General features: G+C 53.5%; 38 protein-coding genes. 5 read left to right on the forward strand and 33 right to left on the reverse strand.

What is annotated here, in order from left to right:
• The first annotated feature begins 58 nt into the window (after nt 1-58).
• The gene (locus tag FKW19_RS00360; protein ID WP_089179873.1) at nt 59-313 is read left to right on the forward strand and encodes a type II toxin-antitoxin system HicA family toxin; all 255 of its coding nucleotides are present in this window, start codon (nt 59-61) and stop codon (nt 311-313) included.
• The gene (locus FKW19_RS00365) at nt 310-654 is read left to right on the forward strand and encodes a type II toxin-antitoxin system HicB family antitoxin (protein WP_089178523.1); all 345 of its coding nucleotides are present in this window, start codon (nt 310-312) and stop codon (nt 652-654) included. The genes FKW19_RS00360 and FKW19_RS00365 overlap by 4 nt, the downstream gene beginning before the upstream one ends.
• A 6-nt stretch (nt 655-660) precedes the next feature.
• On the opposite strand, the gene FKW19_RS00370 is transcribed toward FKW19_RS00365, so the two are convergent.
• From FKW19_RS00370 to FKW19_RS00500, 29 genes are all read right to left on the reverse strand, one after another.
• Nucleotides 661-1167, reverse strand: coding sequence for a hypothetical protein (locus FKW19_RS00370; RefSeq protein ID WP_089178522.1), 507 nt, complete (start codon nt 1165-1167; stop codon nt 661-663).
• On the reverse strand, nt 1151-1312 hold the full coding sequence (locus tag FKW19_RS15290; protein WP_162870734.1) for a hypothetical protein: 162 nt from the start codon (nt 1310-1312) through the stop codon (nt 1151-1153). Before FKW19_RS15290 ends, FKW19_RS00370 begins: the two co-directional genes overlap by 17 nt.
• Before the next feature lie 23 nt (nt 1313-1335).
• Nucleotides 1336-1659, reverse strand: coding sequence for a hypothetical protein (locus FKW19_RS00375; RefSeq protein WP_089178521.1), 324 nt, complete (start codon nt 1657-1659; stop codon nt 1336-1338).
• On the reverse strand, nt 1656-2087 hold the full coding sequence (locus FKW19_RS00380) for a hypothetical protein (RefSeq protein ID WP_089178520.1): 432 nt from the start codon (nt 2085-2087) through the stop codon (nt 1656-1658). The genes FKW19_RS00375 and FKW19_RS00380 overlap by 4 nt, the downstream gene beginning before the upstream one ends.
• Before the next feature lie 3 nt (nt 2088-2090).
• Nucleotides 2091-3575, reverse strand: coding sequence for a phage tail protein (locus FKW19_RS00385; RefSeq protein ID WP_089178519.1), 1485 nt, complete (start codon nt 3573-3575; stop codon nt 2091-2093).
• Entirely contained in the window at nt 3575-3781 is a 207-nt protein-coding gene (locus FKW19_RS00390) for a hypothetical protein (RefSeq protein WP_089178518.1), read from the reverse strand. The genes FKW19_RS00385 and FKW19_RS00390 overlap by 1 nt, the downstream gene beginning before the upstream one ends.
• 14 nt (nt 3782-3795) lie before the next feature.
• On the reverse strand, nt 3796-4842 hold the full coding sequence (locus FKW19_RS00395) for a hypothetical protein (RefSeq protein ID WP_089178517.1): 1047 nt from the start codon (nt 4840-4842) through the stop codon (nt 3796-3798).
• Entirely contained in the window at nt 4842-5531 is a 690-nt protein-coding gene (locus FKW19_RS00400) for a hypothetical protein (RefSeq protein WP_089178516.1), read from the reverse strand. The genes FKW19_RS00395 and FKW19_RS00400 overlap by 1 nt, the downstream gene beginning before the upstream one ends.
• Complete coding sequence (locus FKW19_RS00405; RefSeq protein ID WP_123809122.1) at nt 5531-5719, reverse strand: hypothetical protein; 189 nt, start codon at nt 5717-5719, stop codon at nt 5531-5533. The genes FKW19_RS00400 and FKW19_RS00405 overlap by 1 nt, the downstream gene beginning before the upstream one ends.
• A complete protein-coding gene (locus tag FKW19_RS00410) occupies nt 5719-5925 on the reverse strand; it encodes a hypothetical protein (protein WP_089178515.1) in 207 nt (68 codons plus the stop codon). Before FKW19_RS00410 ends, FKW19_RS00405 begins: the two co-directional genes overlap by 1 nt.
• Nucleotides 5885-6274, reverse strand: coding sequence for a hypothetical protein (locus FKW19_RS00415; RefSeq protein WP_089178514.1), 390 nt, complete (start codon nt 6272-6274; stop codon nt 5885-5887). Before FKW19_RS00415 ends, FKW19_RS00410 begins: the two co-directional genes overlap by 41 nt.
• A gap of 6 nt (nt 6275-6280) precedes the next feature.
• On the reverse strand, nt 6281-6670 hold the full coding sequence (locus FKW19_RS00420) for a hypothetical protein (RefSeq protein ID WP_089178513.1): 390 nt from the start codon (nt 6668-6670) through the stop codon (nt 6281-6283).
• Nucleotides 6670-6891, reverse strand: a complete 222-nt coding sequence (locus tag FKW19_RS00425; RefSeq protein WP_019089336.1) for a hypothetical protein — start codon at nt 6889-6891, stop codon at nt 6670-6672. Before FKW19_RS00425 ends, FKW19_RS00420 begins: the two co-directional genes overlap by 1 nt.
• Entirely contained in the window at nt 6891-8285 is a 1395-nt protein-coding gene (locus FKW19_RS00430) for a DUF4043 domain-containing protein (protein ID WP_089178512.1), read from the reverse strand. The genes FKW19_RS00425 and FKW19_RS00430 overlap by 1 nt, the downstream gene beginning before the upstream one ends.
• A gap of 80 nt (nt 8286-8365) precedes the next feature.
• Nucleotides 8366-9010, reverse strand: coding sequence for a phage scaffolding protein (locus FKW19_RS00435; RefSeq protein WP_089178511.1), 645 nt, complete (start codon nt 9008-9010; stop codon nt 8366-8368).
• A 45-nt stretch (nt 9011-9055) separates the two neighbouring features.
• Entirely contained in the window at nt 9056-10573 is a 1518-nt protein-coding gene (locus FKW19_RS00440; RefSeq protein ID WP_089178510.1) for a phage portal protein, read from the reverse strand.
• Nucleotides 10573-11886, reverse strand: a complete 1314-nt coding sequence (locus tag FKW19_RS00445) for a hypothetical protein (protein ID WP_089178509.1) — start codon at nt 11884-11886, stop codon at nt 10573-10575. Before FKW19_RS00445 ends, FKW19_RS00440 begins: the two co-directional genes overlap by 1 nt.
• Nucleotides 11861-12424, reverse strand: coding sequence for a terminase small subunit (locus FKW19_RS00450; protein WP_089178508.1), 564 nt, complete (start codon nt 12422-12424; stop codon nt 11861-11863). Before FKW19_RS00450 ends, FKW19_RS00445 begins: the two co-directional genes overlap by 26 nt.
• Nucleotides 12388-12765: a hypothetical protein gene (locus FKW19_RS00455; protein WP_089178507.1), complete on the reverse strand. Its 378-nt coding sequence runs from the start codon at nt 12763-12765 to the stop codon at nt 12388-12390. The genes FKW19_RS00450 and FKW19_RS00455 overlap by 37 nt, the downstream gene beginning before the upstream one ends.
• Nucleotides 12766-12831: 66 nt before the next feature.
• Nucleotides 12832-13374, reverse strand: coding sequence for a hypothetical protein (locus FKW19_RS00460; protein WP_089178506.1), 543 nt, complete (start codon nt 13372-13374; stop codon nt 12832-12834).
• A gap of 285 nt (nt 13375-13659) precedes the next feature.
• Complete coding sequence (locus FKW19_RS15295; protein ID WP_162870733.1) at nt 13660-13836, reverse strand: hypothetical protein; 177 nt, start codon at nt 13834-13836, stop codon at nt 13660-13662.
• Between the two features lie 198 nt (nt 13837-14034).
• Nucleotides 14035-14244, reverse strand: coding sequence for a hypothetical protein (locus FKW19_RS00465; RefSeq protein WP_123809121.1), 210 nt, complete (start codon nt 14242-14244; stop codon nt 14035-14037).
• A gap of 90 nt (nt 14245-14334) precedes the next feature.
• The gene (locus FKW19_RS00470) at nt 14335-15078 is read right to left on the reverse strand and encodes a hypothetical protein (protein ID WP_089178504.1); all 744 of its coding nucleotides are present in this window, start codon (nt 15076-15078) and stop codon (nt 14335-14337) included.
• Nucleotides 15075-16013: a DUF1376 domain-containing protein gene (locus tag FKW19_RS00475; RefSeq protein ID WP_089178503.1), complete on the reverse strand. Its 939-nt coding sequence runs from the start codon at nt 16011-16013 to the stop codon at nt 15075-15077. Before FKW19_RS00475 ends, FKW19_RS00470 begins: the two co-directional genes overlap by 4 nt.
• A gap of 139 nt (nt 16014-16152) precedes the next feature.
• A complete protein-coding gene (locus tag FKW19_RS00480; protein ID WP_089178502.1) occupies nt 16153-16509 on the reverse strand; it encodes a VRR-NUC domain-containing protein in 357 nt (118 codons plus the stop codon).
• A complete protein-coding gene (locus tag FKW19_RS00485) occupies nt 16506-16907 on the reverse strand; it encodes a hypothetical protein (protein ID WP_089178501.1) in 402 nt (133 codons plus the stop codon). The genes FKW19_RS00480 and FKW19_RS00485 overlap by 4 nt, the downstream gene beginning before the upstream one ends.
• Nucleotides 16908-16909: 2 nt before the next feature.
• Entirely contained in the window at nt 16910-17188 is a 279-nt protein-coding gene (locus tag FKW19_RS00490) for a DUF2312 domain-containing protein (RefSeq protein WP_238331235.1), read from the reverse strand.
• Nucleotides 17185-17457, reverse strand: coding sequence for a helix-turn-helix domain-containing protein (locus FKW19_RS00495; protein ID WP_238331236.1), 273 nt, complete (start codon nt 17455-17457; stop codon nt 17185-17187). Before FKW19_RS00495 ends, FKW19_RS00490 begins: the two co-directional genes overlap by 4 nt.
• Before the next feature lie 34 nt (nt 17458-17491).
• A complete protein-coding gene (locus tag FKW19_RS00500; protein WP_150198623.1) occupies nt 17492-17824 on the reverse strand; it encodes a hypothetical protein in 333 nt (110 codons plus the stop codon).
• A gap of 111 nt (nt 17825-17935) precedes the next feature.
• On the opposite strand from FKW19_RS00500, the gene FKW19_RS00505 reads away from it, so the two are divergent.
• A complete protein-coding gene (locus FKW19_RS00505) occupies nt 17936-18166 on the forward strand; it encodes a hypothetical protein (protein ID WP_089178500.1) in 231 nt (76 codons plus the stop codon).
• Between the two features lie 2 nt (nt 18167-18168).
• Here FKW19_RS00505 and ssb read toward each other — a convergent pair whose 3' ends face one another.
• The 4 genes from ssb to FKW19_RS16040 form a co-directional block, all read right to left on the reverse strand.
• Nucleotides 18169-18633 (reverse strand): single-stranded DNA-binding protein, encoded by a 465-nt coding sequence (gene ssb / locus FKW19_RS00510; protein ID WP_089178499.1) that lies wholly within the window; start codon nt 18631-18633, stop codon nt 18169-18171.
• Nucleotides 18634-18814: 181 nt separating this feature from the next.
• The gene (locus tag FKW19_RS00515; RefSeq protein WP_089178497.1) at nt 18815-19264 is read right to left on the reverse strand and encodes a hypothetical protein; all 450 of its coding nucleotides are present in this window, start codon (nt 19262-19264) and stop codon (nt 18815-18817) included.
• Nucleotides 19261-20070: a P63C domain-containing protein gene (locus FKW19_RS15600; protein ID WP_238331237.1), complete on the reverse strand. Its 810-nt coding sequence runs from the start codon at nt 20068-20070 to the stop codon at nt 19261-19263. Before FKW19_RS15600 ends, FKW19_RS00515 begins: the two co-directional genes overlap by 4 nt.
• A complete protein-coding gene (locus FKW19_RS16040) occupies nt 20067-20336 on the reverse strand; it encodes a YdaS family helix-turn-helix protein (RefSeq protein ID WP_089178496.1) in 270 nt (89 codons plus the stop codon). The genes FKW19_RS15600 and FKW19_RS16040 overlap by 4 nt, the downstream gene beginning before the upstream one ends.
• A 29-nt stretch (nt 20337-20365) precedes the next feature.
• Between FKW19_RS16040 and FKW19_RS00530 the strand changes: the two genes are divergently transcribed.
• Both FKW19_RS00530 and FKW19_RS00535 read left to right on the forward strand, forming a co-directional pair.
• Nucleotides 20366-20710 carry a helix-turn-helix domain-containing protein gene (locus tag FKW19_RS00530; RefSeq protein ID WP_089178495.1) on the forward strand — a complete coding sequence of 115 codons (345 nt, stop codon included), beginning with the start codon at nt 20366-20368 and terminating at the stop codon, nt 20708-20710.
• 80 nt (nt 20711-20790) lie between these two features.
• Nucleotides 20791-21114 carry a DUF3467 domain-containing protein gene (locus FKW19_RS00535; RefSeq protein WP_089178494.1) on the forward strand — a complete coding sequence of 108 codons (324 nt, stop codon included), beginning with the start codon at nt 20791-20793 and terminating at the stop codon, nt 21112-21114.
• Nucleotides 21115-21157 lie beyond the last annotated feature (43 nt).

Below are 21157 nucleotides of genomic sequence, written 5' to 3' on the forward strand. Positions count from 1 at the left end.
GTATTTATGATATCATATTTTGCTTGCATTTCTTTTGATGATAGCGCATTATAATATCATGAACCGCAAGCAAGAACGCCTCCTGAAAGCCATCTTCACCAACCCGGTGAGCACAAGCCTAAACTGGATGGATATTGAAGCCCTTCTGGTGGCCGTTGGCTGCACAGTGATGGAAGGTAATGGTTCTCGCGTGAAGTTCGTCTGCCGCAAGCAGGTTCTGGCAGTTCATCGCCCCCACCCGCACAAGGAAGCAAAGGCATACCAAGTCCGTGCCGTGCGGGACTTTTTGACCAACTTAGGAGTAACACCATGAGCGGAATGGCTTATAGAGGCTACCATGCCCGCGTTGAGTTTTCTGCGGAAGATGGCGTCTTTGCCGGTCGCATTGCGGGCATTCAGGATGTCATCACTTTCGAAGGTGAAAGCGTTCAAAAACTGCGGGCCGCGTTTGAGGAAGCTGTTGATGATTATATCAGCACTTGCTCAGAAATCGGTAAAGACCCGCAAAAACCTTATAGTGGCAAAGTCATGCTTCGCCTTTCTCCAGAGGTTCACGCCCGCGCTGCCATTGCAGCAGAGCTGCAAGGTATGAGCATGAACCAATGGGCTGAGGCAGCCCTCAATGAAGCCGCCAAGCCAGTTCTTACGCGTTAAACCGGCTCACTCATCCCCTTCTCGGCGGTTTGGCAAAGGCAACCCGGTCATTGCCCTAGCAGCCAGCGCCCCAATGCGCCGTACGATTTTGTGTTCATTCCGAAAAGCCGCCACGGAAAGTTCCGGGCGGGGCGGCTGGTAATTTTTCTGCTCCATGCGCCCCAACTCAAACACCACCGCCTTAATGTCGTCAGAACCAACAGAGGCATGCACCACTGGCCCAGACTCAGATATGCGTATGCCGTAGCTCTCACGCATATCGCCTGTTCGTAACCCCGGATCATCAGGTGTAAAGCCTAACCTGATACGCTCATCCACGGTACTATCCGCTAGTGGGGCAGTCGGCAAACCGGGCTCAGGGCCGTCCAGGTAATGGCCTATCTGTTCTTTCGTATCACGCTGTATAAGGGCCGCACCCTCCTCCACCCCACGATGAACGGCCACATCCACCGCCGCGGCTCTGGTGGCCATATGGCCGATAAAGCCTTCAATGGTCTTAAACTGCCGCACCATCTGGCACCTCAATAAACATCATCGCTTCCCAATCAAACGTTTCTCCACGCATTTCGCGCAGAGCAACGCAGGCGGCCAACCTGCGTTTATCGCTCCATGTTCCGCAAACATCCCACGGCACCCCATTTTGAACGAGAAAAAGCATTTCCCTAAAAATGGGGTGCTCACTCAGTTTTTTGCTGCGGCCTTTTCCTCAGCGGTGCTGGCATTTTTCTTGCCGTAAAAAATCGGCATCAGCGCAGTTACGCCATCATTGCCGATATCATTGGCAAGTTCTTTCACTTCGTCTTTCGTGATTGGCATCTGCACAGGCACGCCATCAATGGCGGTGACAGAACAAATCATCTGCGCATACCCCAGCCATGCACCAGCGGACTGAGAACTCACGGCAGAGCCTGCGGCTTCAATAAGATCCAGCATGTTACCCGGATCAATTTCTTTCAGGGAAAGAGTTTTGCCTGCTGCTGTTTTAACTTCTGCTGGAATGCTCATGAAATTTTAGTCCTGATTGGAGAAAAGAAGCTGAGGGTCTGATAAACAATCCCCTCTTTCTGCCATGTGCCGCCAGCGGAAAGTGAAAGCCCTACTTGGCTAAACTGCCACTTGGAAGTGCTGCCGTCTGGTTCGCTGATATACTGGTAAATAGTGCCGGAATTGATCGTGCCAGCCGACCAAAACCCTTCTTCAATCCCAGCAATCAAATCATCAACGGCACGGTTGGCGCGGGCAATCGTAAAGCTACCCCGCCAGCCGTTAGGCGTTGCAAATTCAACAGGCGTGCTGTTCAGCGGATCGGCGCGCTGGGTTGTGGTTTCCTGATTGGCTGTAAATCCGGTCACATCGCGCAGATCAATACGGGTGCCTGCCCAAAGAAGGGTCAGCCGACAATTCCGGCCAATACTGTATGGGTTGGTAGCCATTTCTTAGCCCCCAGAAGCGACAGTGACAGTCACACCCTGACCGCCCTGCAAATTAACGATGAAGTAACGCAGGATGCCCATGTATTTAACCTTCACATCGGCCTGCACATAACCAAGGGCTATACGACTATCCGGATTATTACTGGTGTCGCACACGACCGAATACGGAGTGCTACCATCAGTGCTACCAAGAACACCTTCCGTCAGCATATTGGACAGAAAACCAAGAAGCGTTGCTTCAATGCTGATGAATAAATCAGAGTTAATCGTCTGCCCGATATATGTCCCCATACCTGTGGCGAACGTCTCCGCCAGATAGTTGGTCAGGCGCGTGTAATTGTCGCCATTCACCGCCGCAGATGTGGAGCAGTTAATGCCGCCGCGCACAGCCCAATAGTTCCCGCCCGGTGCTGGGTAACAAATCACATCAATCCCAGCCCCAAACAGAGCCGACAACTCAGCATCAGAATACGAAAGCAGCGTTCCAGAACTGGTTAAACCCGCCTTCTGGCTGCCAATGACCCCGTAAAGCTGCTTATTCAGCGTTGACTGTTCGGGAGAAAGGGCTGCCAGTAAACCTGCTGCAAATGCGGCGGGAGACACCAGCATATTGCCGTTAGTGTCATCATCCCACCAGATCCAGTCACCGTGCATCACCTTCATGGCGTAGCTGTCGGCGCCCGCTCCGGAAAGCGCAGAAGTGGCGGCAGAAACACTCGTCCCAGATGGTAGGGCCGCAATCATATACAGCCCCTCACCTAGCCCGAAATCAATCTGCGCAGAGAATGAAGACGTATCAGACAATCCACACAGAAGGCCGATAGCGCACCCCTGATTGCGCAGCGCATACATACCCGTGCGAGATGTGCCGTCTGTGCCGATGAAGGCTGTTGCTGAAGGAGTGCTGCCGTCTGCACCGCCCGCCAGCGTGACATTGCCAGCAGCAAGGGTCGTGCCGCCTGTAACGACAACCAGAGACGATGCATCGGCATTGACTGCCGCAACAATATCGGCCCACGTCGTGCCCTGATACGTGCCCGTTCCCAACACGCTATGCGTCACAGTCAATGTCCACATAGCCGCGTTAAGTGTGCCCTGAGACAGCGTGGCAGTAATCGCGTTCCCTGCTGTGCCGGTGTAGACTGCCGTAATCGTAGCGCCTGAAATCGTGCCCGTGGCAGCTTTATCCGTGCCATCGGTCACACGCACACATCTGAAATCAGAAGCACCCTGATACACGCAGATATTGACGTTCACGCCCATATCTGTGGCCAGCGCCTGCTTGGCTCCAAATACGAGCAAATAATCTGGCATCCCACCAACCACGACAGGCGTATTAACCGGCCCCCACGAGGCCGTGCCAACAACGCCAATACGACTGGATGAAACGCCATTCAGCAACGTTACAGGCGCTTGTATCTGAACATACACATTAGGCACGCTCAAAGAAGTCGTATTCAACGCGCCTTGCTGGTAAATTTTTGCCATCACACGCCTCCAACGGGCACAGCAAAGCGCCGGATATCTACGCCATGCTTTTTGATTTCATTGGGATCTGAAATGGTCGCGCCTACCGCATACCCATATCCGGGTTGCGTTACGCGATAGAGCGTGCCCCCCTGCTTGGGTGTAGCAGGCACGACAGCAGTTTTCGCGCTCGGCTGAGCGGGCGCGCTTCCCTGTGTATCCGTCATATTGTCTCGCTGATTTAAGCCGGTTGCCCGGCAAGATTGGTGGCCGCGTCCTGCAGGACAACATCGCCAGCCTGATTAAGCATTAACCCCGCATAGGGCTGCTCAACCGCGAATATAATGTTCCCGGCTGCATCTTTGTAAAATGTGCCCATATCGTCAGTGCTAATAGCCCCAACACTGCCCGGCACATCACCAAACGTATGCAACACCACGCCAACATCCGTTGCCGTATGAGCCAAACCCACACCAAACATCATCTGCGCGGCTGTCTGCATATTGAGGGTGTCGAACGTGATCTTGAAACGGAAATCACGCCGGAAAATGCTGCTAGTCTGCATCGCGTCTGCATCGCTGGCCCCAGCAAACTGCATCAGAGCGTTTTGCCCATCCAACGTGGCCAACCAAGACTGCGCAGAAAGCGCCGCATCCAACGCACTTCCCAAGATGTCACGCGCATTACCTCCATTCGTAAAAATGGAGACTGTAAAAAGCTGCTCCTGCCTGCGCGTTACGCGTGTAATCTGACCATATCCTGCTGTGGCCACTTCCACCAGAGCTGCGTTGGGCACGATTACAGTGGCCCCACTGGCGTAAGCTCCATCAATCAATCCAGCCAAAGATTGGGCAATCAACTCCGGCGTATCATCAGATTGTACGGCATAGGCTACGCTGGTTTTGTCAGGGATCACGCCGCTTCGATCTGGAATGACGCGCAGCCCTACAACGCCACTGGGCGTAGACCCACTTGCAATACTGGCAGTGGCCTGATTGCCAGATGCCGCAAGTGTGACAGTACAGGGGCTAACCGCACCTTCGCGCCATGGCCAACCAAGAGGCTCGGCAATCTGGCGATAAGCTGTTGAATAAGCCGTCACCCCCACATAATCGATGCCATTCTTGATACTGCACGCGCCAGTGTAATCAGCATTATTCAGCCACCCACGCCGCACAATCGTACGCCTACCAGTTAACGGCGAAACACCCGTGCCAATACCATTGGGATACAATATCTGCGCTATGGTGTAGGCTAGAGCCTTAGAAATGGTGCCAACATCAGCCATTAAATCTGGTTCACCGAAATCATGAGCCGGTTGCCATATTGCGAGAGTTCCACAGCATCAACCGTATATTCCGTGCCCATATCATCTGTAACCGTCATGTAGGGCCGTGGCGTAAAGCCGGGAATAATAGGCGCAAGCATCTCAAACTGACCGGAACGCAGATTACCGGGCAATCCACTGGAAACACGCTCGCCCTTGTTTTTCAGGATAATGCTTACTGGCCACCCAGACGCCTCAGCCAAGCCAGAGCCGTCAGAGGATTGACCGTTATATCCATCCTGATAACCAGCGAGCGTGCAAACATCGCCTGAGCTGCCATCAGTCACGCCAGACCCACTCTGGCCTGTTGCTGTAAAGCTGGCAGTACGGTTTGTCAGAACACACACGGCTGGACGAAACGGCTCAAACCGTGCCACGAAATACGTTCCCATAGGCGCAACAAGAATATCACCCGCCCGCACATCGGTCGTATCGAACAACCCGAAAGCCGTAGGCTTATCCCAAAGCGGCGGTCTCTTGAACGAAAATACTGCATCAGAGGCAAAGTCGGCAAACAGTGCCGCATACGCTGCTGCGCCCATGGGATCAATAAGGTCTATGGGCCGATATTGCGTGGTTAACGCGCCAACACGCTGTGCTGCTTTACCGTAACCCTTGGCGACCTTGGCCTGTAGGCGTGCCTGATCCATTATTTACGGTTTGCCCGCTGCCGGTTCAGGGCCACAACATCACGATCAATAGAGCGGGCCTGCGGTGTTTTCTTGAAATCCCGCATCGTCATGCCTGTTAAATCGGACATAAACCGGTCTTCTTTTTTGTCCTGCATCGAACGCAGATACGCATTCATGCTTGTCGGACGACTGGGAGCTTTTGCCATCACTTCTTCCGAATAACCTTATTGGCTGCGGCTTTGATCTTGGCTGCGGTGGAGGGTGAAAGGTTGCCCTTTTTCACTTCCTGCGTAGCTCTTGCTTTGGCGTTGGCCGCACGCGCTTTCGTATCAATCGGGTAACGCCGAGAACCGGGCAAAGCGAATGCACTTTTAGGCAGCCGGTTGCGGCGTGCTGTTGTCAGCTTGGCCATCACCTGCCTCCTGCTTTGCGTGCTCAGCTTCCTGCCGTTCTTCATCTTCAGATAAATGAACGTTTGCAGCCGCTAGAGCTACAGACACCGCGCCAGATGGAGGCGCAGGAATGCCACGTGGCGCGCTGTATGCAGCCTCACCTTCGGATAAAGTACGCCCCCCATTTCGTGGAGCCACATTCCCATGATGGTCTACGATAAATCCAATTTCACACGGGACGCCAGTCACACGAATAGCGCGCCCATCCCTCCACGGCGCAGGCTCTCCTACGTCAATTGAACGGATGTCCACCACAACGCCATTTTCTACCCGTGCCCATCTCTGGGGCGGAACTTTGTTGGTTGTCATATTCCCTCAGATCACCACGCGATTTGCAGAACGCAGTCCGGGGCCCGGCGGCACACCAAGAAACTGGCACAATTGCCGCCGCCACCGATTAAACAGGCCCATCCTGTCCTGCACTTCGTTCTTGTTGTGCGTCCACACAGCAGCCTGATCCGTATCCAGATTGTCACTGGCGGTCAGAATGGCCGTTTCCAAACTGGCAATGTCTTTCACATATTGTCGCACTTGTGCGACTTCGGCATCAGCGAGGTTGCGCAGGCGCCATTCATTGAAGCCATATACCCGAAAGAAGCGCCAAGACTGCTGGCTGCTATTGATGCCGCCCATTGCGGGATAGCCCATGAAGCGGCGTACCGCTACAAGTTCATCATCCGTCAAAGGGTCGGTTGCATCTGCCATTATGCTGTCTCCAGCGGCGCTCCACGAGAACGCAGCAGTTCTATTTCCGCAGGGTTACTCACAACCTCCCCTGCGCTCCATTCGAACCGGCCACGATTGAATTCTTCCTCAATGAAGCCAAAAGGCCGCAGAAGCCGCACAGCCTGCACAGGAGCGGGTTTCTTCTCGTCCTGCGCAGGAGGAACGGCTGGTTTAGCCGCCCCACGCCGCGCTTGGCTCATCAGGCCGTAGCGCCCAGAGATGTTGCGCCAAGGCTTTCAATCACCACGCCACGCTTCAGGTAGCTGTTGGTCGCCGTGGGAATGATCGTCGTATTGGCAGTCAGGTCGGTTGGCAGAGCAAACCCACCAATCCACGACCACGACTGCGCAATGATCTGCCCCAACCGATCCAACGGCGGACGGGTAACCATCAACACATCGTCAATATGCTCCACTTCACCCGGAAGATTGGCATAAGCCTGTGCCATGTTGGCATAGTCGCCCTCAATCAGCGCCCCAGCGCCGCAAATGATAGCGCGGTGAATCTGCCCCTGCCCCAAAGATGCCTGCTGCGGGGCCTCAGTGGTCGGGATAAACCGGATGCCCAATAGTTCGAACACCTGACCCGTCCGATATTCATCAGATCCATACTGACCACGATACAACAGCTTAAAGTCGGGATCGCGGAACAAACCAAGAAGCTGGGAATTGTCCAAGAAACAGTTGAAGCAGCCGTCAATCGTTGGGACATTGTTGTTACGCAACGCAGCGACTGCCCCCAACATGGTGTCAATGGTCAGGTAATCACCTGTCGCCACATTGCCGTTGGCGTCCTTAGAACCAGATGCCAGCAGAGCTGCTGTTGTTGCGCGGCCATTCGGACGAAGCACAAGCGGCGCAGTTGCCGCAACCACAGCGGCATTCTCTGTCGCGTCAGTTGTCGCAACATTGCCAGAGAACGTCAGTGTGCCTGAAATTCCGCCTGGTGCCTTGCTGACGTTTGTTGCATCTGCCGCAACATTAGTTAGCGTGTAAGAACCGGAGCCAATGGTAACGGTCATACCGCTGGTTGCGGAAACCGGAATAACCTGCCCCATATCATTCATGACGCGCTGGAAGCCACGAATATCGTCAACCTGAATGGTTGTGCCCGCCGCCGCAAGCGCCGTGGTTACGCGGGTATTCCCACCCAGATAACCACCAACGCCGCCAATCGCTCCGCCGAACAGGGAGTTGCGTGCAAGACGATCAAGGGACTGCCGGGCGTTAATACCTAAAACCTGCGCATTTTGGACAAACTGGTTCGCAATCCCGACACCTTCCGTGACCTGATTGAGATCCATCGTGTTGCCGAATTGCGCAATCTCCAGAGTGTACTGCTCCACAGACCATTCGGTGGGAGACATACCATTATCGAAATTGGTGTTGGAGGCGGGATTCAGCGGCGCTTCAACCGGAGCCAGCAAACCACGTCGCGTGTCCGTAATCGTTTGACCGATACGGGCAGGGAAATCCATGCGATCAGCAATGGAGCGGAAGCCGAGTTTGGATTCAAGGCTTGCCTCAAACGCACGAGCCAGAAAGCCCTGCTGGATAATAGGTTGTAGTACTGCGGGGAAATCGGCGATTGCCATTTCGTTATCTCACTGTTTGCAGAGTAATTGCTACAGCGCCCGCAGCATCAGCCGCTGGGCGAGACTGCATCGGCAGTCGGTTAGGATGTTTTGAAAAGTTTGGGATTAAGCCCAGCCGCTAGTGCGTTGGCCGCCACTTCTTCTGGTGTTGCTTTGCGCGCATCAAACGGTTCAGCCTTACCCGGCTTAGGGTCTGGCGCCGTTTTGGTGGTGCCGGTTTTGGTACCGGGCTCAACGGGTTGAGTGAACAGATAGCCACGGCTCTCTTTCGCTGCGTCCATCACAGCATCCAGTCCTGCGATCTGCCCATTTTCGCCCATCTTGACCTCAGAAAGATCAATCAGCCGCACCACATCATCGGGAGAAACAGCGCCCAGCTTGGTTGCAAGCGCCTTGGCTTCTGCCCGAATGACAGCCTGATCCGCCTGTGTCTTGGACTGCGCGACTGCCGTTTGTGCTTCAGTCTTCGCGGCTTCAACAGCCTGCTGCGCCTCAGCCAGCTTACCTTCAAAGTCGGACTTCTGCTGCGCAAGCTGCCCTTTGAAACCATCACGGGCTTTAATGGCCGCATCACGCTCAGCGCGCACTGCATCCCCATCTTCCCGCGCAGCCTTAAGTTCATTGCGCAAAGTCACAATGTCAGCACGCGCACGCGCCAATTCACGCGGCGTATTAGGGTCAGCACCACCGTTCCCAGCATCAGCCGGGTTTGCATTATCGGACATCAGTCCCTCACTTTTTGATTAAAAAACCGGCATCAGCCGGAAGCGTCAGGCCGTAACCTGACGTGTCTCTGTTTTCCCAACACCTGCCGCCGTGCGCACAACTTTAATCTCTGACGCATCCGCGCTTCGAGCAGCCTGTATTGTTGGGTCTTGCAGTTCTGCCTGCACCCGCCCCCACTCCGTAGCCGGGTCTGCGCAGCCAGACTTTGCAGCAAATATCGAACATGCACTCTCATTTGAGAGAATGCCGCCCTTTACCGCTGTCACAAGAGCCTGCGACAACTGCAAAATTTCGCCATCTGTAGCAGGAAAATACGGAGGCCATTCCAGCGCCAAACCTGCATCATCCAGTGTGATGCGCTCGCCATCAATCTGGATACCGCCTTCAATAGCCAGAGAAAAATCGCAGATCATCCGATACAACGAAAGCAACGCGCCTTCGCCGTAGGACAGACGCATCCGATCCGCGAGCCACACAAGCGACTGACACATCATCTCCATAGCCCGGCCAGATTGCGCAGCACTGATCTTATCAGCATGCGCCCTGTTACCGTGCAGGATTTCCAGAACCAGCGCACGCAATTCGCGCCAGTATTCCATCACAGTGCCAGCAGAGCTGCCGTTGATCTCCAGCATTTTCGCGCTGGCTTTCTCCGGGAGAACAATTGCCGTCGCAGAGCCACCTTCGCTAGCTGGAGCGCCATCATTCCCAGATGTATCGCCTCCCACACCAGTAATCACCAGCTTAGGGTCAGAGCAATATTTCAGGCCACGCCCAACTTGTGAAAGCTGGTAATCACCCTCAATAACCGTATCAATCGCGCGCTCAAAAGTGCACACCCCATCAGGATCATTACTCGGGGGGGCTAGATTGCGCACCCACACAATCGGCACGAAACCCAAACCATGCGGCGGCCCGCTACGCTCTGCATCTATTTCCGGATCGGCATCGCTAGAAGCAGGCCACGGCTTATAAACGCTGCTTGCGGTTCGCGTCCATTCCCGCCGATACCAGTAATCAATCCCATCACTACCGTCTGGAACGTCATACCCCAGAGCGCGCACCTGATGCCCCTTAATGAGATACTGGCTGACAACCCGCGCTAAATCGCCTTTAGCGTCCCATTCAGGTTCCAGATATGGCGTATCCAGCACAGAGACCGATAAAGCGCCTCCAACAGCCTCAACTAGCACCGCAACTGAACCAATCGATCCCTTAAGAACAGCTTCCATCAGAACCGCAGGTAATTGACATTCTCTCGTAATTCTAGAGAGCGCATCGGCAGTGTCTGAATTCTCACATTTCAGCGTAGGCCAATGTGTTTCCCCAAATGTCAGGCTGGCCGCATCCTCAACTACAACCGCACACAGATGCGAACGCACAGACGGCCTACGCTGAGAGAGTGGAATATACTCATTGTTATTCCACTCTTCCGAAAATGGATATGGCAGCGCGTCATACATCGTGCCATCACGCACAGCAGACAGACGCAGCAACCTCTTAGCCCGCGCAGATACCTGCTGCGGCACCAGAATTGTTTTCTGTAGTTCCTGCCAGTCCATTATCTACTCAGTGAGAACCGTTTATTTGTTACGAAGCGAGCCGGTGAAGGTGGATTTTCAATACCCCACATAAGGTACCCCGTGGCATCGACAATGTGGTCATATCCACTGCGTTTATCTGGTTCGTTTGTGCCATCGCGGTACGTCTGGCGCTCATACGCCTCAATCGATTTCACGCATTTAGGATCTACAAACGCCCGTTTGGTATCATCTGCCGTGCAGAACAGCGCATTCGTTACGTTAATCCGGTCGCGCACCAATGGATGAGAGGGAGACGCCAAAACATTAAAGCCCTTGGCTTGCAGGATGCTGATATCCGTTCGCCCTTGCGCCGATGTTTTCCGCTGAGCGCCCGCAGGGTCAGGATAAATCGTGATATGTGACACCTGCCCATCACGTCTATAGCGCCGGATAATTTCATCCGCCATTTCATCTGTATTTGACGTTGGCATCACGATTTCGTCTACCTGCATCAAACAGCCATCACCTGACTTTTGCCAGACCGTGGCCGACATTGGATTGATATTAAAATCCATGCCTATCAAAAGTGGTTGGCCTAGAATAAGCGGGCATGACCTTACATTCCCAGCGCGGCTAAAGGCATATAGTACGCGCCCCGCATATGTCTCAAACGATGCCTCATATTCCTGTCGGAACTGCCGAATATCCATATCCCGCATAGCAGCTTGAACTTCATCGGACGGAATATTGCCCCCAGCAAGAGATGTATAAAGACAAGACCACCAACCGTTTTCGTGCTGTGGCCCCGGCTGGCCTCGCAAATACTCATCACGGAAATGATTAAATCCTTTGGGGGTGCCAATGAATAACGCGTGGCCACCAGCCGTTGAAAGCATTGGCCGAATTGTCTCTGTCCACGCTTCCAGCTTTACGTCAGCCCATTCATCGCCCACAAAGAAATACAGGCCAGACCCGCGCAGCGCATCATAATTATCTAGACCCACAATGCGAATAATATGGCCCGATTTCAGGGTCATACTGCATTCGGTTTCATTCGGGCGCTTGAGTAACCACTTCTCAGGGATAGCCCGCTTCAGACGGTTCCAGAAATTTTTTTTTGCCTGCTTAAACGTCGGACTACCGAACCAGATTTCATTTTCTGGATGCACATCATTCTGGACAGCCATCCGAACAGCACGCCGGATTTCTTCTTGAGCTAGAAACGTTTTACCAAACCGGCGGCCACAAACGGCTGTCCGAAAACGACAATCAGGATGCCAGCCGTGCTTATAAATATTCCACTGTGGGTTTGTAAGTTTTGCGCGCTCACCCTTCCGGAGTTTTTTCACCACGGTCTATTCGCTCTGGATCTTGATCATTCGCCATATCATCAATCGCATCATCATCCTGTGGATCAGGTTTATCTAACCCTAGATGTTTCGCCAGCGCAGTAAGGGCCGCAATTTTACTGTGAGATTTTACCTTGATGGTGCGGTCGCCGCTTTCATTGATGGACTCGCTAATTTCAGAAATTGCGCGGCGCGCGTCCTCAGGAACAGCGTCTGTATTCTTTACGTGCACCCGGCCACCTTGCACCGAAACAATGTCAGTGACGTCTGAAAAACCAATACGTGCAAACTCACGCAGTACATTTTCTTTCGTGATTGCGTAGCGTTCCATAATCCTGTCAATGCGCGCTTGAGCCCGTGCGCGTGCCTCTCGAATTACTGGTGTAACCTTGGTGTTTTTTAGAACGGCATAAGCATTCCGCTCTACAGTGCTGGCAGACCCCTTTGGCTTGTATGCAGCACGGTAGGCTGCCGTCGCATTTTCTCCGTTCGACAGGTATTCTTCTACGAACCGCCGCTGTTTTGGCGTAAGGTTCGCCATGCAGTTTTTACCGGATATCCGCCCCCGAAACTGTTTTCGAACTGCTGCAACATTGCCTCGCGCTGAACCCGTCCATCGACTGCAATCAACAGCGCATTGGAAGCCCGCCCAGACACATTCCCACGCATCAACCCAAACCGTGGCCAACACCTGATACGCACATCAGGACGGAGCCCGGCGTTTGCGCATTCCAGCATCGACAGCGGCAAGTCTGCGCGGTGCCATATATTTTCTGTTGCGGGCATGATGTCGCAAATCAGCGACAGCCCAGACACGATACCCACACATAGAGCATCACGGCGCTTGAAACGCACGATGTCGCCACGCTGGAGTATCTGCATTTGTCCGGGCAAAGAAAAAGCCGCACTGTGGCGGCTGTTAATACAATTATTGCATCGTGATTAGGTTTATACATAAACCGCATGCGGGGTACAAGTCTTTTCTTTGCGCCGCTTTTGCATCTGATAAAATCCTGAAAGCTGCTGGAGCAGCATGCTGCATTGTGCGGACATTTTCCCGCGAGCCACGGTGGCGTTCAGGCGCGGGAAAAACGTCTCTCCTATCTGCCGAAAACTTAACTCATCCACGAGCATCATCCGCAGAATCTGGTTAGCGCGCTCACCGAGGGCATCACGCACGTCTAAAATCCGATCTAGCGCTACAGCCCGTGTAACATGCCACGAAACTGCATCGTGCTTTACGGTAGTATCGGACACGTGATTTTCCGGAAACTCAATGATGCCTTCATACGCAAAAATATAATCCCGATACCAGCGCTCACCTGCGTTTGCGTCGTCCTGACTGATATCCCCGGCATTGAGCAATGATTGCACTGTTGTCAGCACGCGCGGTGGATTTCCACGTGTGAAAACGGATTTAGCTGCACGCTCAGGCGTGGGCCCGTTATCCTGTGCACGCGGGATAATATAGTGCGGTTTTGCCGTCTGCATTTTATCCACCAATTCCTGCAACAATTTCAAAAACAGCCAGCGCCAGCCACAGGCCTATCACGATACGAGGTGGCGTGCGGTCAGTTGTTCGCATTTCTGACCAACTCCTGTTGCGCCTCAGTCAACGGCACGCCAGCCCGCACATTCTGCAACGCGCAAGCCACGTCCCAATTAATTGGCGGAGTGTAAATCTCTACGTTACCGGGCTTGAGAAAATCTGGGAGGTTTTCATGCCATTTCATGCCTCAACAGAATCACAAACCGCTCAAAAAGTACAGTGAAAACTTACCCTTTCGGCCCCCTCATCCAATCATCCCGCAGGGGCAGGATTTCTTCATCCAGTAACCCCGGCTCTGGCTCATGAATGGGCGGCAGATCGTTGCGCGTTTCCTGTGTGGCTGCACGCCGGTTTGTCGACCATTCGTCCCAGCCGATTAGGTTATCGCCTGCAATCCCTATCATTCAGATCCTCCCACCCCTGAAAATAAAACTCACCGCCGTCCAGCGTCTCAACCTCCAGCTCATAAATGCCCCTCTTGCGCGGCCCTATCGCAGGATTAACCCTGACAACGTATATGGTTGATGCGTACGGCAGGCTCCGATATTCCCCGTCCAGCGGGCCGCCTACCAGCAGAATTTTTGCTGCACCCAGTTGGCACTTCACTTCCCACCATCCACAACGCGCAATTCACGCTTGCGGAAATGGCCACCCAGCCGAGGCATAGACATAGCCTCAACAAATGCTGTCGCGTCTTTCATGGCGTCAACAGGGCTGTACGCAACTCCATTTGCACGCGTTCCATCCATCGTTTCAACCGTCCACAACACGTGAGATCGGCCTCTATTTGGCTGCACCCTGACGGTTATCATCGGAAAATCCTTAACTTTTGACATACCCCTAAAATCCCCCACATTGCCCGCAGAGCGTGTTCAAACATTCAATGCGGTCATTTATCGTAATTAAGATGAAACCGTGCTGTGCGCGAAGCCTCGTGGCTCTTTCCTGCATATCGCTGCATGCTGTGCCTCTAGGTTTGCGATGAACGGCTCCAACCAAGCACGGGCCGTCTCATCCGCCGTTTCGAGCTGGCGGCGACACTCAGCGATGCGTTGGCGTAGGCTCGGCTGATCTGGCTGCATCCGCCGCACGGCGTCTTTGGGCTGCACCGGCTGGCGACCCTTCCAAGCGTTGACGGCACGCTCAACGGCGGCGCGTTCCTCTGGCGTGCGGCGCTGTGGCGCTTCCTTGGCGGCCTCGGCCATCTTCACCACCTTGCGGGCTGCGTGAACCTGCCAACGGATTTTCTCAGCGAACGGCAGCAGGTGGGCGTAAAGCTCAGCCGGTGCGGGCCAGAACTTGCCGCGATCACCAGAACGGGCCCATGCCATCATCGTCTCTCGCGTCCAGACACCGGCGGGTAAATCGCTGCATATTTCGCAAATGATCTTGCATTTTTCACCAGCCATTCCAGCAACGTCTGGCGCATTCACAACCACCTCAGAGAGGCTGTTCAGCCATGCCGTGACCAAAACAGGGCCAGCAGGCTCAAGGGCTTGCGTGGCTATGCGATGGGCTTCGGCAACACGCTCAGGGGTCAGGTCTCGGCGCAACATCGGAACGCCACGCATAACCGCTTCACCCAGCGCAACGAAATCCCTGGACGGTTCAACGGGAGCGAGTGGTTTTGTGATTATGGCGCTCATAGTCCCAAATCCTCCAAGCGCGGAGCCCCAGAAAACGCCTCTCGAACACGCTCTTGGCGTGACGGTTGCTGAGAATGGACGATCATTTTCCTCGGTGCGCGCTCAGCCTCTTTCCGACACCAGTTCCGCCAAGTCGCCTCCCAATCGGACTTTCGGCCCTTAGCACCCGGCACGGAAATCCAATAATCCCGAAACTGCTCGCCAACGTCCGTTGGGTTCAGGTGCAGACCGAGTGCAAAGGCCCGCATGGCATCGGTTGGTTTCCAGCCATCAGCAATCCGAGAGCCACGGCTATCAGGTTTCGACGCCGAAGGGGGACTACAGGGGGTATCCGAACGTAGTGAGGATATATCTCTACTCTCTACTCTCTTACCTGCGACGAAATGCGTTTCGTCATTTGTTTCACCGTGCGTTTCATTAGTTGTTTCATCATGTGTTTCAGAAACAGTTTCTGACCGCGTTTCATTCTGCGTTTCGATATTTGGCTGATTACCGCGCTCTTTCTGTTTCGCACGCCATGCTTTCAGGCGTTCGCGATCAGCTTCACGCTTTTCATCTGACTTTAAGCGCAGGTCAAATTTATCCAGCGCGATCTTGCAAAGCTCTTTATGATAAAGCCTGCCATCAGAGCATTTCACAAACCCACGCAAGGCAATTTCTTTTGCTTTGGCCCAGCCACGCTTGTCTGTCCCGAAATCTGCTAGCATTGCTAGTTCAATATCATCATCGGGTAAGCTTCCGCATGGAACTTGATACCAAGCCTCCCACCACAACTTCATTGCGGCCATCCCGGCACGGGGGTTTTCAGAAGCTGCATGCATATAGCTAGAGGACTTGAAGTAACGATTTCCATAAAGAGGCATGAAATCATACCCTCTCAAATCGCAATCTTCTGGCGTCAACGGCTCTTGCATGGTACAGAAACTTTCAGCCATGTCTTGAGCTTCCTTCAAGAATTGGTCAGAAGGCCGCCCGGTTCCCCCGAACCAGCGGCCTTCGTCATATTAGCAGGGTTGCGCCCCGTTGGGTACGGGGTCACAGGTGAAAAGATGCTTGTGGATGCAGGAAATTTCCTCATGCCATCACCGCCCCTTTCAGCGGCACGTCATGTGTTTCCAGAAAATACACAACATCCTCTAGCGACCGGCATATGGCCACGGCTGCACCGGCTGCTTTCAGGCGCTTGTGCATATCCCGCTGCACTTTCGAAACCGTGCCTTTGGGTGTCTTGATCTCGATATAGAGCGGCCTGCCCTTCCAGTTCACAACCATATCTGGAACACCGGGCACACAGCCGCGCTGCTTGCGCCGAAAACCTTCACGCGGGCCACACTGGCGGTTTTCATTGCTCCACGCCACGGCATCATCAGGCAGCATGAACTGCAGGGCCTTCCAGATGAATGTGTGAAGCCTATCTTCTTCGTGTTTCATGGGACATTCCCCGCCTTCAGCTCATGCAGGTAGTCACAATTCGGGCACATCATGCGCGATTTATCTGGGTTACTGAGGGCACGCATCTTGTGATGCCCGTACATGCCACAGTCGCACCTAACCACCCATACAGCTTTTGCAGACTTGGATTTTGACCGTTTGCCACCATACCCAATAACGGTGAGATACCCATGCCGGGTGCCTATTAACCCCTTGGCAATGGCTTGGGCAGTCTCCCCCTCTGGCGTGATGACCGGAAGGGGGTTTTCTTGCCAAGCATCATGATCATGTATGACCTTTTTTGCAGGAGCCCACCCAGTCCCTCGCCCCACTACCACTGCGGCTGTGCGATTTAGCGGGGCTAAGGCAGCAAGATGATCGAATGAAAACGCCCTCATAATCACATCCCTAATGCACGGCGATAGATATCAAGCAGCGTTTCTTCTTCCTCCACATCCGCAGGCTCTTGCTTGCGAAGGCGGATTATCTGGCGGATAACTTTCACGTTGAAGCCTGCGGACTTTGCTTCTGTAAAGATATCCTTAATGTCTCCGGCCAAAGCCTTGCGCTCTTCTTCCATGCGCTCAACGCGTTCAATTATGGAGCGCAGCCGATCTGCGGCAATGCCACCAACTGCCGGGTCATTGCTGTTGTGGCCTGCCATTTCTGTTGTGTTCATCGGTTCATTCCTCTTTTTGCAGGAACACACATCGGCATAACAATGTAGCCAAGGGCGTTGATAATGCTTTCTGGTATGTCGCGTTTGTGCGACAGGACTTCCGAAACAACTGAGCGGGAAACACCAGTTTTACGTGACCACGCGCTTTGGCCACCGGCCAGTTCAACCGCATCGGCTAAACGGCTACGGATTTCGGATACTGGGAATGGGGTCATTTCTTTAACTCTTCCCTCGCCGCCTTCAACGCGCGGTCCATTTTGTCCGCCCATGTGTCCCAATCAAACCAAGACACATGAACCCATGTTACGTGGACGGATGGAGGTGGTCCGCTGTGTGTTCGGAACCATGCGAAACGGCAGAGCCTGAGTTTAATCCACGGCATTTCTCTCCTTCGCGCTCTTTGCGGCGCTGCTGAACGAGTGCATTCACTTCGTCAGCGATAGAGTCACAGGAGGCCATCAGCTCAATAAGCGCCTCAGCATCGGGCGCATTGGTTCCTGACAGCCAGTTCTTAGCGGCGCGTGGCGTTTTGTTCGCTGCACGTGCCAGCATTTCCTGCGCGAAGCGGTAGGGTTTGAATTCCCTCGCTATCATCGCAAGAAGTGTTTCTTTCACCGGGCTCGATGCGCTGCTCATCACAGACTTGCCCCGGCCCAAAATGGACCGATTTCGGCCCTTAAATGCCCGATCATTCCACATCGTTTTCCTCCATTCTCCGTTTTGTGAGAACGGGAGATCGGAGAAACGATGAAGAAGGAGTTCAAGGAATGGCAGGCGGGGTATTGGGAATATACCCCAGCCCGCAAATGCGACACGTATCCAGAGCCACCAGATGGAATACCATTCATCAGGAACTCTATTGTACGCAGTGCGATAATCTGGGCGCAGCTCAATCCCCACGCTACCGTTGGGCAGCGCGTACTTTTGCTACAGGATGTAGCTAGAAGTTTGGGGATTGATGCGTCTTGCATTGGGTGATCTCAGAACGGGATGTCATCGTCCAGTTGGGAATTGCTTTTCTGGCTATCCCAACTGCCGGACTTCTGGTTGCTCTGGCTGCGGCCCTGCTGCTGGCGTGGAGCATCGCCACTGTCGCGGCTATCCAGCAGCACCAGTTCGCCACGATAAGCGGCAAGCACGATTTCGGTGGTGTAGTTTTCCTTACCGTCCTGCCCTGTCCATTTTCTGGTTTGCAGGGAGCCTTCCAGATAAACCTTGCGGCCTTTGCGCAGGAAACGTTCAGCCACATCTGCCAGCCGTTCATTAAAAATGACTACGCGATGCCATTCTGTGCGTTCACGCCGTTCACCAGATGCGCGGTCGTTCCATGTGTCGCTAGTGGCTAGAGAGAAGGAAACAATCTTTGCACCGCTCTGGCTGGTACGAACATCTGGGTCTTTGCCCAGATTGCCGACCAGAATAACCTTGTTAACGCTGCCCGCCATCAGACAATCTCCACACCAAGGATGCGTCCGACAGACTTTGTGAAAGGACTAGGAATCCGCTCGGCATCTTTCCATGCTGAAATGGCCCTATCACTCACATTACAAGCCTTACGAATGAGCGCCCTGTGGAACGCATTGAGGTCTATCAAGCGCAGAGCTTCATCGTGTGTTGCTGATCTCTTCATGCCGTACCGCCATGCTTCGAGCGCTGATTGACCAGCACCCGAAGCCCCATCACCATGGCAATCGCCACAACCACCATGGAGATTCGATATGAGCGATTTTTCGCGGAATGATCTTGAGCGCCAGATTTCTTACCTTGTGTCATACGCACGTAAAGTTTCTGACTTGCTCGAAGGATTACCAACTCCTGCACCAAAGCTGGCAGAGGAAAGGCTAAGGCAAGAATGGCGGCAATGCGCTCTTTCAGACGATAATATGACGCGCGTCCTTGATATGATCGAAGGCAAAGAGCTACCGCCTCACGGGTAGGTTCCGGCATTTCATCATAATCCAGCGTGGCAGCGCGGATACCTATTAGACCAAATGCGGCATTGCGCTGCGCCTCTCTATAGGCAGCCCCAGCACAGGGAATGGCTTGCGCTAGATATGAACCGATAAAACTGCTCATCGCCCCGCCTCCTGTGCTGGGGTGCGCTTCTGTAATTCGTTAAACATGAAGCCAATCTGCGTATGATGTTTCGGGAATGTTGCATTGAAGATGTCATCGAAATGACCAATGCTTGTGGAAACGCCAAGCAGAGTATTCAGCGTACGAATATGCTGCTTGAACGCTGGAATATGCTCGCCCTTGAGCATCTGGTGATGTCGGTAGGCCCTGCGATATTCGTTTTCGCCAACGCTGTTGGTGCGCAGAGCATTCGGGTTAGCCTCACGGATAACCTCAAGACCGAGATTGCCAAACAGGAACTCGTAAACGTAGCGATTGATAAAATGCCCGCAGTTGGGATGATTATTCCGACCGGGCTTTTTGAGATGCATGACACGGTGCAGATTGTCGAAAAACGGCTTTTCAAACCGCTTCTCCCACACCCGCACTTCTGGCGAGAGGATGTTCAGGCGAAGCAGGTCTTTGGTGATGGGTTGCTGGCTATGAGCACGGCGCATTTCGACAAAGGCGCGCGAGACGCCGATCATGATTTGCGTTGCTACAGGCATATCCGAGCGACTGACCATGAACAGAGCTTGATGCTCCGCCAGAAGATAGGCTGTTGTGGTTTTGCCGCCGCCAGAGGGAACGGTGCGTTTTGAAAACACATCGCCAAGCTGTTCTAGGTTTTCCTTATGTTTCTTGATAAGGCGACGAAACACGCGAAGGTCTGTATAGCCCAGCCGCATGGCAAGTTCAGCATCGCTGATGCGCAGTTCACCATCAGCCTGCCGCTCAATCTTGAAAGGAATGATCTCGGCAGTCATTGGGCTGCCTCCTGTGTGGAGACGCGCTTGAACAGGTCCGGCCGCAGTTCTTCGCGGGGGATGCTAAATTCGCGTTCAATAGCTGGACAATGGTGAGGAGGTATTTTTTTCCACCCAAGGACAGTTGAGTGGGAGCGTAAACCGAGCTTCGTGGCAACCACAGAGCACCCGCCAGCTCTCTTGAAAAGTTCTTTAGGTTCCATGCGCATAATGTCGCACATACCGACATTTCTGGTCAATAAAAAACGTCGCACATGACGACTCATAATTTTTTATAACGTGCCAAGGTGCTTTAATGAGTCACGCAAAAACGATGGGCGAGCGCCTTAGGGCGATGCGGCGAGCAAAAGGGCTAGTGCAGGCAGCTGCCGCAGAGGCCATTGGCATAAGCCGCAATCATCTGACTGAAATTGAGAATGGGAAAGCGCCGGGATTTCAGACATTTTGCGCTCTAGCTGATTTTTATCAGGTTAGCATGGACTACCTTTATCGAGGCGTTCCTTCTTCGCACGCGCCTGCGCAAACCCTCGATAATGCCGAGGAGGCTGCTTGGGTCGGGCTCTGGCGAGACATGAACGAGAAGCAAAGGCGGATGGCGCTTGCCCTGATACAGGCTGCCATCGATACCGATGCCGCCTAACCCCTCGCCAGTGATTCTGCCTACCCGTGCCATTCGGGCAGTATGTCAGAACGAAACAGGAACGGCAAGGCGGCAATATCATGTTGAAAGGACAAAAAATGAGTGAACAAAAGAAAGAAGAAATTCCGGTCGCCCCACTTCCTCCCACTGTAAATACTTTCCATGCTTCCGTATCGTATGTTGGGATTGTGGCATTTGACTTCACGGTCTTATTTGCTCGTCCACGCCCCATGCTTCGAACGGATAATGCTGAAGTTGGCCCTGATGCCCAAATGCAACCTATATCCCTCGCTTATTTAAGCCCAAATGCAGCCAAATCACTTGCGAAGGCATTATCTAAAGCTGTGTCAGATTATGAGAAAAATTTTGGTGAAATCCCAACTTTAGATTTGGATAAAGAGTGAGGATACGTTTTGGCCGACCAAAAACGATATCTCATGCGAATTC

The organism is Acetobacter sp. DmW_125128, from assembly GCF_008704325.1.
In the GTDB taxonomy this organism is placed as follows: Bacteria; Pseudomonadota; Alphaproteobacteria; order Acetobacterales; family Acetobacteraceae; genus Acetobacter; species Acetobacter oryzifermentans.